15 protein-coding genes are annotated in these 15,539 nt (G+C 64.6%); 5 read left to right on the top strand and 10 right to left on the bottom strand.

The annotated features are described in order from the left end of the window. The 8 genes from BLW48_RS01115 to BLW48_RS01080 form a co-directional block, all read right to left on the bottom strand. On the bottom strand, nt 1–1,059 hold the full coding sequence (locus tag BLW48_RS01115; protein WP_093172136.1) for a purine-nucleoside phosphorylase: 1,059 nt from the start codon (nt 1,057–1,059) through the stop codon (nt 1–3). Between the two features lie 98 nt (nt 1,060–1,157). After that, a complete protein-coding gene (gene gltA / locus BLW48_RS01110; protein WP_093049522.1) occupies nt 1,158–2,468 on the bottom strand; it encodes a citrate synthase in 1,311 nt (436 codons plus the stop codon). Nucleotides 2,469–2,492: 24 nt separating this feature from the next. Beyond that, nucleotides 2,493–2,807, bottom strand: a complete 315-nt coding sequence (locus tag BLW48_RS01105; protein WP_093049525.1) for an FAD assembly factor SdhE — start codon at nt 2,805–2,807, stop codon at nt 2,493–2,495. A 28-nt stretch (nt 2,808–2,835) separates the two neighbouring features. Further along, entirely contained in the window at nt 2,836–3,537 is a 702-nt protein-coding gene (locus tag BLW48_RS01100) for a succinate dehydrogenase iron-sulfur subunit (protein ID WP_093049529.1), read from the bottom strand. Between the two features lie 49 nt (nt 3,538–3,586). After that, entirely contained in the window at nt 3,587–5,395 is a 1,809-nt protein-coding gene (sdhA, locus tag BLW48_RS01095) for a succinate dehydrogenase flavoprotein subunit (protein WP_093049532.1), read from the bottom strand. A gap of 7 nt (nt 5,396–5,402) precedes the next feature. Beyond that, nucleotides 5,403–5,768 (bottom strand): succinate dehydrogenase, hydrophobic membrane anchor protein, encoded by a 366-nt coding sequence (gene sdhD, locus BLW48_RS01090; protein ID WP_093049535.1) that lies wholly within the window; start codon nt 5,766–5,768, stop codon nt 5,403–5,405. A 13-nt stretch (nt 5,769–5,781) separates the two neighbouring features. Then, a complete protein-coding gene (gene sdhC, locus BLW48_RS01085; RefSeq protein ID WP_093049538.1) occupies nt 5,782–6,228 on the bottom strand; it encodes a succinate dehydrogenase, cytochrome b556 subunit in 447 nt (148 codons plus the stop codon). A 235-nt stretch (nt 6,229–6,463) separates the two neighbouring features. Next, complete coding sequence (locus BLW48_RS01080) at nt 6,464–7,222, bottom strand: GntR family transcriptional regulator (protein WP_093049541.1); 759 nt, start codon at nt 7,220–7,222, stop codon at nt 6,464–6,466. 184 nt (nt 7,223–7,406) lie between these two features. Here BLW48_RS01080 and BLW48_RS01075 point away from each other — a divergent pair, with 184 nt between their 5' ends. From BLW48_RS01075 to BLW48_RS01055, 5 genes are all read left to right on the top strand, one after another. Continuing rightward, nucleotides 7,407–8,393, top strand: coding sequence for a malate dehydrogenase (locus BLW48_RS01075; protein WP_042578072.1), 987 nt, complete (start codon nt 7,407–7,409; stop codon nt 8,391–8,393). Nucleotides 8,394–8,409: 16 nt separating this feature from the next. Next, entirely contained in the window at nt 8,410–9,195 is a 786-nt protein-coding gene (gene tam, locus BLW48_RS01070) for a trans-aconitate 2-methyltransferase (RefSeq protein ID WP_093172134.1), read from the top strand. Then, nucleotides 9,192–10,190: an HpcH/HpaI aldolase/citrate lyase family protein gene (locus tag BLW48_RS01065; RefSeq protein ID WP_093172132.1), complete on the top strand. Its 999-nt coding sequence runs from the start codon at nt 9,192–9,194 to the stop codon at nt 10,188–10,190. The genes tam and BLW48_RS01065 overlap by 4 nt, the downstream gene beginning before the upstream one ends. Nucleotides 10,191–10,224: 34 nt before the next feature. After that, nucleotides 10,225–10,782 carry a hypothetical protein gene (locus BLW48_RS01060; RefSeq protein ID WP_093049550.1) on the top strand — a complete coding sequence of 186 codons (558 nt, stop codon included), beginning with the start codon at nt 10,225–10,227 and terminating at the stop codon, nt 10,780–10,782. A gap of 76 nt (nt 10,783–10,858) precedes the next feature. Then, entirely contained in the window at nt 10,859–13,444 is a 2,586-nt protein-coding gene (locus tag BLW48_RS01055; RefSeq protein WP_093049553.1) for a bifunctional aconitate hydratase 2/2-methylisocitrate dehydratase, read from the top strand. A 75-nt stretch (nt 13,445–13,519) separates the two neighbouring features. On the opposite strand, the gene BLW48_RS01050 is transcribed toward BLW48_RS01055, so the two are convergent. Then, nucleotides 13,520–14,380: a hypothetical protein gene (locus tag BLW48_RS01050; RefSeq protein ID WP_093172130.1), complete on the bottom strand. Its 861-nt coding sequence runs from the start codon at nt 14,378–14,380 to the stop codon at nt 13,520–13,522. Nucleotides 14,381–14,400: 20 nt separating this feature from the next. Continuing rightward, nucleotides 14,401–15,537 carry a DUF2827 domain-containing protein gene (locus BLW48_RS01045; RefSeq protein ID WP_093172128.1) on the bottom strand — a complete coding sequence of 379 codons (1,137 nt, stop codon included), beginning with the start codon at nt 15,535–15,537 and terminating at the stop codon, nt 14,401–14,403. Between the last annotated feature and the right edge of the window lie 2 nt (nt 15,538–15,539).

The following is a 15,539-nucleotide window of genomic DNA, read 5'->3' as shown; positions in this document are numbered from 1 at the left end:
TCAGTCCGCGGGAACCCCCGCGCTCCAGGCGGACCAGTTGCCCACGATCGCATCCACCAGCGGGCGTCCCGCGATCAGGAGATTGCCGGTAGCGATGGGGAACCCGCCCGACTCGGCATTCAACGAGGCGTAAGCGGTCTGCCCCTGGTAGGGCCGATCGAAATTGGAGGCCGTGCGGAGAACCGCCACGCGCTGCAGGTCGAGCAGCCCCGCGCTGGCGCCTCGCTTCAATGCCTCGTAGGTGGCGTTGTCTTCCTGCTGGGTGGTGCAGTACTTGCCCTGCCCGTCGGTCACGAGTGAAACCCAGCGCGTGGCGGTTTCGCCCAGGAATCTGCCGTGCCAGTAGGTGTCGCCGGCCGCGGTGTCGCATTGCAGGACCGACGGGCGGGCCTTGGCGGTTGCCTGCGAATACCTGGCGCGGTAGGCGCGTGCCTTGTCGTTGTCGGCCAGCGGCGCATTGGCCGACAGCTTCAGGGCCTTCTGCAGCAGCTTTTCGTCGAGGCGGAAGACCTCGGTCCGGTACTCGAACTTGGGCTTCGAGTCCGGATCCTTGGCGCCGATGCCGAAGTAGCCAGAGCGCCAGGTCGATGGCATTTCACGCGCATCTATCTCGTGCGCGATGCCGAAGTCGACCAGGAACCGGGCCCAGGTGGCAGAACCGATGGTCGAGACATTCGGGTCGACGCCCGCGATGCCGGCCACCAGGAAGTAAGTCTTCGAGAGGTCGAACTTCCCGCTGAACACCAGTGCCGTGATGGAAGCAGCCGCGTTGGTATGGCCCATGCCGGTGGTGACCTGGCACACCGAATCGGCGTTGCACTGGACCAGCGGATCCTCGGCGGACAGGCCCGGCACCTTGATCTCCCGGGTCAGCTTCAGCGGCTCGAACCACACCTGTGCCTCGGGCTTGAACATGCTGATGATGAGAACCTTCACTGCAATCTGCTGTGGCGGCTTTGCGCCGGGAGCGTCGGTAGCGCAGCCGAACAGCAGCGTTGTCGCGAAGGCAATGAATGCCGCCTTCGCGCCAAACCAGGTCACGCGTTGAAAAACTGACATTCGCCTTCTCCTTCTTGAGCCCAAAGAGATCGCAATTTACAGGCCAAAAAAAAGCTGCCCGAAGGCAGCTTTTCTGATCATCGAGATTCGACGGAAGCTCAGCGAGCCGTGATCGGCTTCACGTCGCGCTTCGGCGAACCTTCGAACAGCTGGCGCGGGCGGCCGATCTTGTACTCGGGGTCGCCGATCATTTCGTTCAGCTGGGCGATCCAGCCGACCGTGCGGGCCAGCGCGAAGATCGCGGTGAACAGCGGCACCGGGATGCCGATGGCGCGCTGCACGATACCCGAGTAGAAGTCGACGTTCGGGTACAGCTTGCGCGACACGAAGTACTCGTCTTCCAGGGCGATCTTTTCCAGTTCCTTGGCGAGCTTGAACAGCGGGTCTTGTTCCAGGCCCAGCTCGGTCAGCACTTCGTTGCAGGTTTCCTGCATCAGCTTGGCGCGCGGGTCGTAGTTCTTGTACACGCGGTGGCCGAAGCCCATCAGCTTGACGTTCGAGTTCTTGTCCTTGACCTTCTTGATGAACTCGCCGATCTTCTCCACGCCGCCTTCCTTCTGGATGTCGTAGAGCATGTTCAGCGCCGCTTCGTTGGCGCCGCCGTGGGCGGGGCCCCAGAGGCAGGCCACGCCGGCCGCGATGGCCGCGAAGGGGTTCGTGCCCGACGAGCCGCACAGGCGCACCGTCGAGGTCGAGGCGTTCTGCTCGTGGTCTGCGTGCAGGATGAAGATGCGGTCGAGCGCGCGCTCGAGCACCGGGTTCACCTTGTACTCTTCGCACGGCGTGGCGAACATCATGTGCAGGAAGTTGCCGGCGTAGCTCAGGTCGTTCTTCGGGTACATGTACGGCTGGCCGATCGTGTACTTGTAGGCCATGGCCACGAGCGTGGGCATCTTCGCGATCAGGCGGATCGCGGCGATCTCGCGGTGCTCGGGATTGTTGATGTCCGTGCTGTCGTGATAGAAGGCCGACAGGGCGCCCACCAGGCCGGTCATGATGGCCATCGGATGCGCGTCGCGGCGGAAGCCGCGCAGGAAGAACTGCATCTGCTCGTTCACCATCGTGTGGTTGGTCACGAGCTTGGTGAAGTTGGCCTTCTTGGCCGTGTCCGGCAGTTCACCGTACAGCAGCAGGTGGCAGGTCTCCATGAAGTCGCAGTTGGTCGCGAGCTGCTCGATGGGGTAGCCGCGATACAGCAGCTCGCCCTTGTCGCCATCGATGTACGTGATGGCCGACTGGCAGGCGGCGGTCGACATGAAGCCCGGGTCGTACGTGAACATGCCGGTCTGTGCGTACAGCTTGCGGATATCGATCACGTCGGGGCCCACGGTGCCCTTGTAGATCGGCAGTTCGACGCTGTCGCCGCCGTTGCTGAACGACAGCGTGGCCTTGGTATCGGATGCTTTCATTTCGGTTTACTTTCAGAGGTGGATTCAGGACGAAGGAGAGATTGCGGGACGCTGCGCGCCGTCGGTACGCATCAGCTGCAGCAATGCGACCACCTCGGCCCCGGCCCATGCGGGCTCGGGCTCCTTCCTGCGCAGAAGGAGGTCAAGGAGGTCGTTGTCCGACAGGTCCATCAGTGTCTCCATCGCTCCCGCTTGACCCACGGTCATGCGGAATTCGTGCCGCTCGAAGAAGCGGGCGATGAACAGGTCGTTCTCGAGCAGTCCGCGCCGGCAGCGCCATTTGAGCTTGCTCAGCGCACGTTCACTGAGCAGGTCGGCGGAGTCGGCGGCGGGTTGCATGGTGGCTTCTCGAACAAATGGATCAGGGTCAGATGGCGCGGCGCACCATCAATTCCTTGATCTTGCCGATGGCCTTGGTCGGGTTCAGGCTCTTCGGGCACACGTCCACGCAGTTCATGATCGTGTGGCAGCGGAACAGGCGGTACGGGTCTTCCAGGTTGTCCAGGCGTTCGGCGGTGGCTTCGTCGCGGCTGTCGGCGATGAAGCGGTAGGCCTGCAGCAGGCCGGCGGGGCCCACGAACTTGTCGGGGTTCCACCAGAAGCTCGGGCAGCTCGTGGAGCAGCTCGCGCACAGGATGCACTCGTACAGGCCGTTGAGCTCTTCGCGCTCTTCGGGCGACTGCAGGCGTTCCTTTTCGGGCGGCACGGTGTCGTTCTGCAGGTACGGCTTGATCGAGTTGTACTGCTTGAAGAACTGCGTCATGTCCACGATCAGGTCGCGGATGACGGGCAGGCCCGGCAGCGGCTTGAGCACGACGGTGCCCTTGAGCGTGTTCATGTTGGTCAGGCAGGCCAGACCGTTCTTGCCGTTGATGTTCATCGCGTCGGAGCCGCAGACGCCTTCGCGGCACGAGCGGCGGAACGACAGCGTCGGGTCTTGCGCCTTGAGCTTCATGAGGGCGTCGAGCAGCATGCGCTCGTGGCCGTCGAGTTCGATCTCGACCGTCTGCATGTAGGGCTTGGCGTCCTTGTCCGGGTCGTAGCGGTAAATCTGGAATGTGCGCTTCATCGTAGTGACCTTGTGAATGCTTTGTATGAGCTGACTGTGAGCCGTTCTCTTAGAACGTGCGGACCTTGGGTGGAACCGAGGCCACGGTGAGCGGCTGCAGCTTGACCGGCTTGTACGAGAGGCGGTTGTCCTGGCTGTACCAGAGCGTGTGCTTCATCCAGTTGACGTCGTCGCGGCCGAGCGGTGCGACAGGATCGTCCGCCGGGCGTTCGTAGTCTTCGACCGTGTGGGCGCCGCGGCATTCCTTGCGGGCGGCGGCCGAGACCATGGTGGCCTGCGCCACTTCGATCAGGTTGTCGACTTCAAGCGCTTCGATGCGGGCGGTGTTGAACACCTTCGACTTGTCCTTCAGGCCGATGGCCTTGACGCGCTCGCGCACGGCGGCGATCTTGGTCACGCCCTCGTCCATCGAGGCCTGCTTGCGGAACACTGCCGCATGTTGCTGCATGACGGCGCGGATCTCGCCGGCCACGTCCTGGGCGTATTCGCCGGTGGTGGTCGACTCGAGGCGGTTCAGGCGCTCCAGCGTGCGGTCGGCCGCATCGTTGGGCAGGGGCTTGTGCTCCTTGAGCTTGTCGTTGAACTCGACGATGTGGTTGCCGGCCGCGCGGCCGAACACCAGCAGGTCGAGCAGCGAGTTCGTGCCCAGGCGGTTGGCGCCGTGCACGCTCACGCAGGAGCATTCGCCCACGGCGTAGAGGCCGTTCACCACTGCGCTGTTCTCTTCACCCTTCTGGATGACGACCTGGCCATGGATGTTGGTCGGGATGCCGCCCATCTGGTAGTGGATGGTGGGCACGACCGGAATCGGTTCCTTCGTGATGTCGACGTTGGCGAAGTTGACGCCGATTTCGTACACCGAGGGCAGGCGCTTGTGGATGGTTTCGGCGCCCAGGTGGTCGAGCTTGAGCAGCACGTAGTCCTTGTTGGGACCGCAGCCTCGGCCTTCCTTGATTTCCTGGTCCATCGAGCGCGACACGAAGTCGCGCGGCGCCAGGTCTTTCAGGGTGGGCGCATAGCGCTCCATGAAGCGTTCGCCGTTGCTGTTCAGCAGGATCGCGCCTTCGCCGCGGCAGCCTTCGGTCAGCAGCACGCCTGCGCCGGCCACGCCGGTCGGGTGGAACTGCCAGAACTCCATGTCCTGCAGCGGAATGCCCGAGCGGGCCGCCATGCCGAGACCGTCGCCGGTGTTGATGAAGGCGTTGGTCGAGGCCTGGAAGATGCGGCCTGCGCCGCCGGTGGCCAGCAGCACGGTCTTGGCCTGCAGGATGTGCAGGTCGCCGGTTTCCATTTCGAGCGCGGTCACGCCGACCACGTCGCCTTCGTCATCACGGATGAGGTCGAGCGCCATCCATTCGACGAAGAACTGGGTGCGGGCTTCGACGTTCTTCTGATAGAGCGTGTGCAGCATCGCGTGGCCGGTACGGTCGGCCGCGGCGCAGGCGCGCTGCACGGGCTTCTCGCCGTAGTTGGCCGTGTGGCCGCCGAACGGGCGCTGGTAGATGGTGCCGTCGGGGTTGCGGTCGAAGGGCATGCCGAAGTGTTCGAGCTCGTACACGACCTTCGGGGCTTCGCGGCACATGAACTCGATCGCGTCCTGGTCGCCGAGCCAGTCGGAACCCTTGATCGTGTCGTAGAAGTGGTAGTGCCAGTTGTCTTCGCTCATGTTGCCGAGCGATGCGCCCACGCCACCTTGAGCGGCGACGGTGTGCGAACGGGTCGGGAACACCTTGGAGAGCACGGCCACGTTGAGGCCGGCACGTGCGAGTTGCAGCGAGGCGCGCATGCCGGAGCCGCCGGCACCGACGATCACGACGTCGAACTTGCGCTTGGTGATTTTTTCTTTTGTGTAGGTCATGGTGGGGTCAGATCTTCCAAAGCACTTGAATGGCCCAACCCGCACAACCGACAAGCCAGACGATGGTGAAAATTTGCAGCACGAGACGGATGCCGACGGGCTGGACGTAGTCCATCCAGACGTCGCGCATGCCGACCCACACGTGGTAGAGCAGGGCGACGATCACGGAGAACGTGAGCACCTTCATCCACTGCGCGGCGAAGATGCCGGCCCAGAGGTCGTAGCCGATGGGGCCGCGGGTGAAGATCAGTTGCGCGAGCAGCACGATCGTGAAGAGCGCCATCAGGCCGCCCGTAATGCGCTGGCTGAGCCAGTCGCGCAGACCGTAGTGCGCGCCGACGACGATGCGCTTGGAGCCGTAATTCACAGACATGGTTGGCTCCTTCTCAGTACAGGCCGAACAGCTTGGCGCCGAGCACCACGGTGAGCAGGATGCTCAGTGCCAGCGTGACGACAGCCGAGGTATGGCCGAATTCCTTGGTCACGGCAGCGTGGCTCACGTCCATCCAGAGATGGCGCAGGCCGGCGATGAAGTGGTGCAGGTAGGCCCAGATGAGCGCGAGCGCGACCAGCTTGAAGAACCACCCCGGAACGAAACCAAGGCCGCTGTTGAAGGCGGCCTTGAACTTGGCGAACGAATAGTCGGAAGACAGCGAGGTGTCGAACATCCAGATGATGAACGGCAGCAGCAGGAACATCAGCACGCCGCTGACGCGATGCAGGATCGACACGATGCCGGCCGGCGGCAGCCGGTAGGTCGTGAGGTCGGTGAAGGCATTGATGTTGCGGAATTCGCGACGCGGAGGCCGGGGGGGAGTTGCAAGCTCTGTCATTGGGGGAAGTGCTTTCGTGGCTTTTGTGACTTGTTGGCTTGTTCTGAGAGCGAACGCTTTTGTTTCTTCTGCGGAAATGCAAACAACGCAAAATTCTATTGCAATGCACCATCGCGCAGCGGACATGCACGAGTCGGCGCACCGTTGCAGTCGGATGCTATTGACTTCGTAGCGCAATGCGCAGCTTGTATGCGCACATCGGCGCGGCGGTATTCGGCCTTCGTCTGCATCGGGATCAGCCCAGCTGGTTCCTGTAGTGGTGCGTGTCGGTGCGATAGAGCCCGCGGCGCAGCTCCATCGGCATGTCATGGTAGGTGTGCGCCACGCGTTCCACGCTCAACAGGGGCATCTGCAGCGTCACGTCGAGCAGCGCGGCCTGTTCGGCATCGGGCAGTACGGCGCGGATTTTTTCTTCTGCGCGCACCATGCGCACGCCGAACTCGGTTTCGAACAACGCGTACATCGGGCCGGGCCACGCGCGCAGCCGCTCGGCGGTGAGCCCCTTGAAGGGCGCACCGGGCAGCCAGAGGTCTTCGAGAATGGTGGGCACGCCGCCATAGGCGAGCACGCGCCGCACCTGCAGCACCGCGTCGCCCGTACGCAGGCCGAGCGCGCGCGCCACGTCGGCCGATGCGCGCTGGCGCTTGCAGTCGACGATGGTGCGCACCGCCGGGCCCTCGGTGTTCGGGTCGCCCGCATCGGGCACGAGCTTGAGAAAGCGGTACTGCACATGCTGCTCGGCATGCGTGGCGACGAAGGTGCCCTTGCCCTGGCGGCGCACCACGAGGTTTTCGGCAGAGAGTTCGTCGATGGCCTTGCGCACCGTGCCCTGGCTCACCCGATAGCGCACGGCCAGGTCCATCTCGCTCGGGATGGGTTCGCCAGGCTTCCACTCGCCCGCCTGCAGGCTCTGCAGGATCAATGTCTTGATCTGCTGGTAGAGCGGACTGAAGGACGGCGTCGCGGGCTCGTCGAATGTGGTGGGCGTGTTCATGGCAGCGGTGGGGTGCGCCTTGGCGGACCCCCGGAGGATATCTTATATAAGACATAAGACGAGGCTCATTGAATCGGCTTAAAATGCGGCCGGTCTCGCGCTGCGGGAAGTATTCCCAGCCCGCAGAACCCCTGGCGCCCCACGAGAGCGCCGACACCGTTTCATTACCTTCTGGAGTCTTCCCATGAGCAAAAAGCCCGTCCGCGTTGCCGTCACCGGTGCCGCCGGTCAAATCGGTTACGCCCTGTTGTTCCGTATCGCCTCCGGTGAAATGCTCGGCAAAGACCAGCCGGTCATCCTGCAACTGCTCGAAATCCCCGACGAGAAGGCCCAGAAGGCGCTCAAGGGCGTGATGATGGAACTCGACGACTGCGCCTTCCCGTTGCTGGCCGGCATGGAAGCCCACGGCGACCCGATGACCGCCTTCAAGGATGCCGACTACGCACTGCTCGTCGGTTCGCGCCCCCGCGGTCCCGGCATGGAACGTGCCGAACTGCTGGCCGTCAACGGTGCCATCTTCACCGCGCAAGGCAAGGCCCTCAACGCCGTCGCCAGCCGCAACGTCAAGGTGCTGGTGGTCGGCAACCCGGCCAACACCAACGCCTACATCGCCATGAAGAGCGCTCCCGACCTGCCGCGCAAGAACTTCACCGCCATGCTGCGCCTGGACCACAACCGCGCCGCCAGCCAGATCGCCGCCAAGACCGGCAAGGCCGTGGCCGACATCGAGAAGCTCACCGTCTGGGGCAATCACTCGCCCACGATGTACGCCGACTACCGCTTCGCCACCATCAACGGCGAAAGCGTCGCCAAGATGATCAACGACCAGGAATGGAACGCCAACACCTTCCTGCCGACCGTCGGCAAGCGCGGTGCGGCCATCATCGAAGCACGCGGCCTGTCGTCGGCTGCCTCGGCTGCCAACGCCGCCATCGACCACATGCGCGACTGGGCCCTGGGCACCAATGGCAAGTGGGTCACCATGGGCATTCCGTCTGACGGCCAGTACGGCATTCCGAAGGACGTGATGTTCGGTTTCCCGGTCACCTGCGAAAACGGTGAATACAAGCTGGTCGAAGGCCTCGAGATCGATGCATTCAGCCAGGAACGCATCAACAAGACCCTGGAAGAACTGGAAGGCGAACGCGCCGGCGTCGCTCACCTGCTCTAAAGCACGACCAGCCAGCATGCTCGACTGGAACCCCGCGCTCTACCGTCGCTACGAGGACGAGCGCACCCGACCCGCACAGGAGCTCCTGGCGCGGGTGCCACTGACCGAGGCCGCCCGCGTGGTCGACCTCGGGTGCGGACCGGGCAACTCCACCGAGCTGCTGGTCAACCGGTTCCCGAAGGCGCAAGTCCTCGGAACCGACAACTCCGAAGCCATGCTTGTCAGCGCGCGCGAGCGTCTGCCGCAGGCGCGCTTCGAGTTGAGCGACATTGCGACCTGGGCGCCGCAATCCCAGGAAGAAGCGCCCGACCTCATTTATGCCAACGCGTCCCTGCAGTGGGTGCCCGATCACGAAAAGCTGATCCCGCGCCTGTTCGACGCGCTGGCCCCGGGTGGCGTGCTCGCCATCCAGATGCCCGACAACCGCCAGGAGCCCACGCATCGCCTGATGCGTGCGTTGGCCGCTGAAGCACCGTGGGCCGAACGCATCGGCGACGCCGACAAGCTGCGCACCCTGCTGCTCGACCTCGGTGGCTACTACGACCTGCTGGCGCCGCGTGCGGTGCACGTCGATGTCTGGCACACGATCTACCAGCACCGCATGGCCGATGCCGCATCCATCGTCGAATGGGTGCGCGGCACGGGGCTGAAGCCTTTCGTCGACCGACTGCCGCCGGACCTGCAGGCGAGCTACCTCGCCGAGTACGAGCGTCGAGTGAACGGAGCCTATCCGGCGCGCACCGACGGCAAGCGGCTGCTCGCCTTCCCGCGCATGTTCATCGTGGCGCAGAAAAAGGCATGACGAAGACGGCGCATCCCGCTGAAGTACTGCTCGGCGCACAAGCCGGCGCTGTGACGTTGCCCGTGTGCGACCACTACAGCGGCGTCGAGGCGCGCATGAAGAAGAGCCTCGCGCTCCAGGCCGAAATGGCCGAGGAGTTCGGCGCCTGCGTGTTCGACGTTACCCTCGATTGCGAAGACGGCGCCCCGGTGGGCGGCGAAGCCGAGCATGCCGCGCTAGTCACCGAACTAGCGTTGGCCGCCAAACCCGGCATGCGCGTCGGCGTGCGCGTGCACCCCGTCGACCATCCCGCCTTTGCCGGCGACATGGTCACCATTGCCGGCCGTGCCGCCCAGCGCCTGAGCCATTTGATGGTGCCGAAGGTCGAGTCGGTGGCCGATGTGTTGCAGGCTGTCGCGGCGCTCGAGGCGGCCGATGCCGATACGTTGCCGCTGCACGTGCTGATCGAGTCGCCGCTCGCCGTGCACAACGCCTTCGAGATTGCCGCCCATCCGCGCGTGCAGTCGCTGAGCTTCGGCCTGATGGATTTCGTCTCGGCCCACGCCGGCGCGATCCCTGCCGATGGCATGGGTGCGGCAGGGCAGTTCAGCCACCCGCTGGTGGTGCGCGCCAAGCTGGCCATCGCATCGGCCGCGCATGCCTACGGCAAGGTGCCTTCGCACTGCGTGGTCACCGAGTTCAGCAACACCGATGCCATGCGCACGGCCGCCCGCAAGGCGGCCACCGAATTCGGCTACACGCGCATGTGGAGCATCCACCCGAACCAGATCCGCCCCATCCTCGAGGCCTTTGCGCCCGACGAGGCGCAGATTCAAGTTGCCACACAAATCATTGCAAAAGCGGCACTTGCTGATTGGGCTCCGACACAAATTGATGGCACATTGCACGACCGCGCGAGCTACCGCCACTTTTGGCAGGTCTTGACGCGCGCCCACGCAACAGGGCGCGCGTTGCCCCCCGAGGCGAAAGCCTGGTTTGCGCTCGCGGCCTCCTGAAACTCTCTGAATCCAGCCTCAAGGAAACCCACACATGAAGAAAATTGCCCTGATCGCCGCCGTCGCCCTGGCCCTGCCGCTTGCAGCAGTCGCGCAGGACGCCAAGCCCGCGGCCAAGCCTGCGGCAAAGGCCGAAGCCAAGAAGACGCCTCCCAAGCGCCAGGTCACCCGCAAGGCGGCCAAGGCTGTCGAGGAAGTCACGCCGATCGCCGACGACACGAACGTCGTGCTCACCGATGCCGACCTGGCCGTCGCCCAGCGCGTGTCGATCGGCCGCGCCCAATGCGAACTCGGCGCCGACGTGACCGTCACGCCCGACGAAAAGAAGCCCGGCTTCTTCACCGTGACCACCAAGGGCCTGAAGTACCGCATGCACCCGGTCGAAAGCCGCACCGGCGCCATCCGCCTCGAAGACCCGCGTGCCGGCGCCATGTGGCTCCAGCTCGGCAACAAGTCGATGCTGATGAACCAGAAGGCCGGCCTGCGCATTGCCGATGAATGCCAGACCGACGCCCAGGTCGCATTTGCCGCAGAAATGAAGAAGAACCCGCCGAAGGCCCTGTTCGAAGGCGCCGACGGCGAAAAGAAGTAAGTAACGAAACGGCGTGCGGCGCGGCTCTTGCTTGCCGTACTGCACGCCCGCCAGCTCAGTTTCCGGAGAAAAGAAGATGTTGCAAGCCTACGTTGACCATGTTGCCGAACGCGCCGCGCTCGGTATCCCGCCGCTGCCCTTGAGCGCGAAGCAGACCTCTGAAGCAATCGAGCTCCTCAAGAGCGCGAACGCCAAGGACGGCGCTTTCCTGCTCGACCTGCTCACCTATCGCGTGCCCGCCGGCGTCGACGACGCCGCCAAGGTCAAGGCGAGCTACCTCGCGGCCGTGGCCCACGGCACCGAGAAGAGCGAGTTCATTTCGCGCGCCCGCGCGACCGAACTGCTCGGCACCATGCTCGGCGGCTACAACATCAGCCCCATGATCGACCTGCTCGACGACGCTGAAGTCGGCGCTGTGGCAGCAGAAGGCCTGAAGAAAACCCTGTTGATGTTCGATCAGTTCCACGACGTCAAGGAGAAGGCCGACAAGGGCAACGCCAACGCCAAGGGCGTGCTGCAAAGCTGGGCCGATGCCGAGTGGTTCACCAGCCGTCCCGAAGTGCCCGAGAGCATCACCGTCAGCATCTTCAAGGTGGCCGGCGAAATCAACACCGACGACCTGTCGCCCGCACCCGACGCGACGACCCGTCCCGACATTCCGATGCACGCCCTCGCGATGCACAAGAACGCACGCCCGGGCATCGTTCCCGAAGAAGACGGCAAGCGCGGCCCCGTGAAGTTCATCGAAGACCTGCGCGCCCGCGGCCACCTCGTGGCCTATGCCGGCGACGTGGTCGGCACGGGTTCTTCGCGCAAGAGCGCGACCAACTCGGTGCTCTGGTTCACCGGCGAAGACATTCCCTTCGTGCCGAACAAGCGCTTCGGCGGCGTCTGCCTCGGCGGCAAGATCGCTCCCATCTTCTACAACACCATGGAAGACTCGGGCGCGCTGCCCATCGAGCTCGACGTGGCGCAGATGAACATGGGCGACGTGGTCGAGCTGCGTCCCTATGAAGGCAAGGCGTTGAAGGACGGCAAGGTCATCGCCGAGTTCCAGGTCAAGAGCGACGTGCTGTTCGACGAAGTGCGCGCCGGTGGCCGCATTCCGCTGATCATCGGCCGCGGCCTGACGGCCAAGGCGCGCGAGGCGCTGGGCCTGCCCGTGTCGACGCTGTTCCGCCTGCCGCAAAGCCCGGTCGACACCAAGAAGGGCTTCTCGCTCGCACAGAAGATGGTCGGCCGCGCCTGCGGCCTGCCTGAAGGCCAGGGCGTTCGCCCGGGCACGTACTGCGAACCCAAGATGACCTCGGTCGGCTCGCAGGACACCACCGGCCCGATGACGCGCGACGAGCTGAAGGACCTGGCTTGCCTGGGCTTCTCGGCCGACCTCGTGATGCAGTCGTTCTGCCACACGGCGGCGTACCCCAAGAAGGTCGACGTCAAGATGCACCACGAACTGCCCGAGTTCATGGCCAACCGCGGCGGCGTGTCGCTGCGCCCCGGCGACGGCGTGATCCACTCGTGGCTCAACCGCCTGCTGACGCCCGACACCGTGGGCACGGGCGGCGACAGCCACACCCGCTTCCCCATCGGCATCAGCTTCCCGGCGGGCTCGGGCCTCGTGGCCTTCGCGGCCGCCACCGGCGTGATGCCGCTGGACATGCCCGAATCGGTGCTCGTGCGCTTCAAGGGCAAGATGCAACCCGGCGTGACGCTGCGTGACCTGGTCAACGCAATTCCGCTGTACGCCATCAAGTCCGGCCTGCTGACGGTCGAGAAGAAGGGCAAGAAGAACATCTTCTCGGGCCGCATCCTCGAAATCGAAGGCCTGCCCGACCTGAAGGTGGAGCAAGCCTTCGAGCTGAGCGACGCCTCGGCCGAACGCTCGGCCGCCGGCTGCACGGTGCACCTGAACAAGGAGCCGATCATCGAGTACATCAACAGCAACATCACGCTGATGAAGTGGATGATTGCCGAAGGCTACGCCGATGCCCGCACGCTGCAACGCCGCATCGCCGCGCAGGAAGCCTGGCTTGCGGACCCGCAACTGCTCAAGGGCGATGCCGACGCTGATTACGCCGCCGTGATCGAGATTGACCTGGCCGAGATCCACGAGCCCATCGTGGCCTGCCCGAACGACCCCGATGACGTGAAGACGCTCAGCGACGTGGCCGGCGCCGTGATCGACGAAGTGTTCATCGGCTCGTGCATGACCAACATCGGCCACTTCCGCGCCGCGTCGAAGCTGCTCGAAGGCAAGCGCGACATCCCGGTCAAGCTGTGGATCGCTCCGCCCACCAAGATGGACGCGCAGCAGCTCACCGAGGAAGGCCACTACGGCGTGTTCGGCAATGCCGGTGCCCGCACCGAAATGCCGGGCTGCTCGCTGTGCATGGGCAACCAGGCACAGGTGCGCGAAGGCGCGACGGTGATGTCGACCAGCACGCGCAACTTCCCCAACCGCCTGGGCAAGAACACCAACGTGTACCTCGGCTCGGCCGAACTGGCCGCCATCTGCTCGCGCCTGGGTCGCATCCCGACCCGCGAGGAGTACATGGCCGCCACGGGCGTGCTCGATGCGTCCAGCGCGCAGATCTACCAGTACCTGAACTTCGACAAGATCGAAGACTACAAGGGCGTGGCGGACACGGTCGCGGCCTGATCTTCTTCGGCTCGCTCCAATCAGAAAGCCCCGCTTCGGCGGGGCTTTTTTGTGGGTGATGCGCCTTCGTTCAGCTCAGAGCGAGGGCGCGTTGGGCTGCAGGTACTCCTGGCCCGTGAGCACCATCTTCGCGCCGACCGGGCCGCCCACCGCATGGGGCAGGGAGGTCAGCAGCGAGTTGGCGAAGTCGCCGCGGTACAGCTTGGCGCCCTGGTGTGTCAGGTTGGAATTGGCGTCGATGTAGATCGACTCGCCCAGCCCCGACCACAGGCGGCAGAAGCCGTAGTCTTCCGAGAGATAGCGGCGCGTCTGCGGGTCGACCATCACGTCGAAGAAGCGGTAGTGCAGGCCCAGGTCGGCCTCGCCGATGCTGTCGGGCACGTAGGCGAGATCAGGGTAGCTCGCCATGAGCCGCTCGAACACGGCGCGCTTGATCACCATGAATCCGGTCGGTGCCTCGGTCATCTCCATGAAGCCGTCGGGCTGGATCTTGAGTTCGACCTGCGAAGTGGTCTCCGAGGCCTTGGCGTTGACCGTGTAGCGGGTGAAGGTGGCCTCGAACTGCTGCTGCGTCGTGCCCGCTGCCACGCCGCCTTCGGGCCAGTTCTCCCGCTTCAGCGGATAGACGCCGGCCGCGATGTCGTAGCCCGACAGCAGCAGCCGGAAGGCCGCCTGCGCCGAGAAGCCGATGTCGGCGTCGATCCAGAACAGGTGGGTCCATTGCGGATTGGCGAGGAACTGGGCCACGCAGTTGTTCCGCGCACGCGTCACCAGGCTCTCGCCCTGGTGCATCAGCACCTGCATGCGCAGGCCGGCGCGCTCGGCCTGGACAGTGAAGTTCAGCATCGAGGCGACGTAGTTCTGGAAGAACTTGCCGTCGTGACTCGGCGTCACGACCACGGGAAAGAACTGCCGGAGTTCGGACGGGTCAAGCATTTCGGGCTCCGTGTGCCTGTCTATCGGGCGGGGCGCTGCATCAGGCCGAGCAGCAGGTTGTTGTAGACCTCGGTGGCCGCGGCGTTGCCGGGGAGGTAGCGGTCGATCAGGCTGCGCTGGCGCTCGCGATAGGCGGCTGCCTGCGCATCATGCGTGTCGATGGCTTCGAGCACCCGGGCGCTGCCGCCGGCCACGTCGTTGCCCTGGTAGTAGTAGCCGAGGTCCGCGCACAGGTGCGCGTTGTGCACCAGCGGGTAGCCCTGCCAGCAGGTTTCCAGGTAGAAATAGTTGAGCGGGTTCTCCCACTGGTGCGAAACCACGATGTCGGTGTTCTGCGCGAGGAACACGGGCGTTTCATGTCGGCCCAGGAAGACCGCCTTGTGCTCGCGGACCAGGTCGAGTTGGTTCATCAGCGTGATGAACTCCATGTTCTCCCTGGCCAGCCGTTCGGCATTGGTGACCTGCAGCAGCGCGATGGCTTCGGGCCGGGCGCGGTAGGCCAACTCGGCGATCAGAACCGGATAGAGGCAGAACTTCACCACGTTGATGTTCGGCTCCATCACGCTGAGGCGGCGCGGCCCGGCGTGCGGCTGGTAGACGCCGGCGTCGGGGAGGGCTCGCGTGCGTTCGTCCAGGAATACCGGGCTCCACACGAAAGGCACGGGGCGCGCCTCGGTCCGGCGCAGCACCTCGAAGTACGGCTGGCTGATGTTCGCCACCTGCGGAACCATCCAGATGTCGTCGTAGCGCTGGTTCACGAACAGGTTCTGCCCCCAGAGCGGCTTGTTGAACAGCATCGACTCCATGGCGTGCACGTATTCGAAGCCGCAGCAGTAGGACACCAGCCGCGCGCCACGCTGCTTCAGGTAGTCGGTCTGCGCCGGGTCGATCTGGCCGCCGAGCTCGATCAGCACGTCCACGTTGTCCTTGGCCGCCTCGAAGGTCACGGTAGGCCAGCGTGTCTGGTCCCAGGGCAGGGCCGGGGTGATCGGGATCGCCGTGGTGTTGACCAGTACCACCGAGGCCACATCCGGGCAGTGCTTCAGTGCTTCCGCCAGGAACACGGCGTTCTGCTTGATGCCGTTGTTCCAGAGGGTTTCGGCCTCGTGGTGGAGGCCGATGGTGATGCCGATGCGCAGCTGAATGGCGGACCTCATTT

This window comes from Variovorax sp. YR266 (genome assembly GCF_900107295.1).
Taxonomy (GTDB): Bacteria; Pseudomonadota; Gammaproteobacteria; order Burkholderiales; family Burkholderiaceae_C; genus Variovorax.
This window is presented reverse-complemented; position numbering and strand designations above follow the sequence as displayed.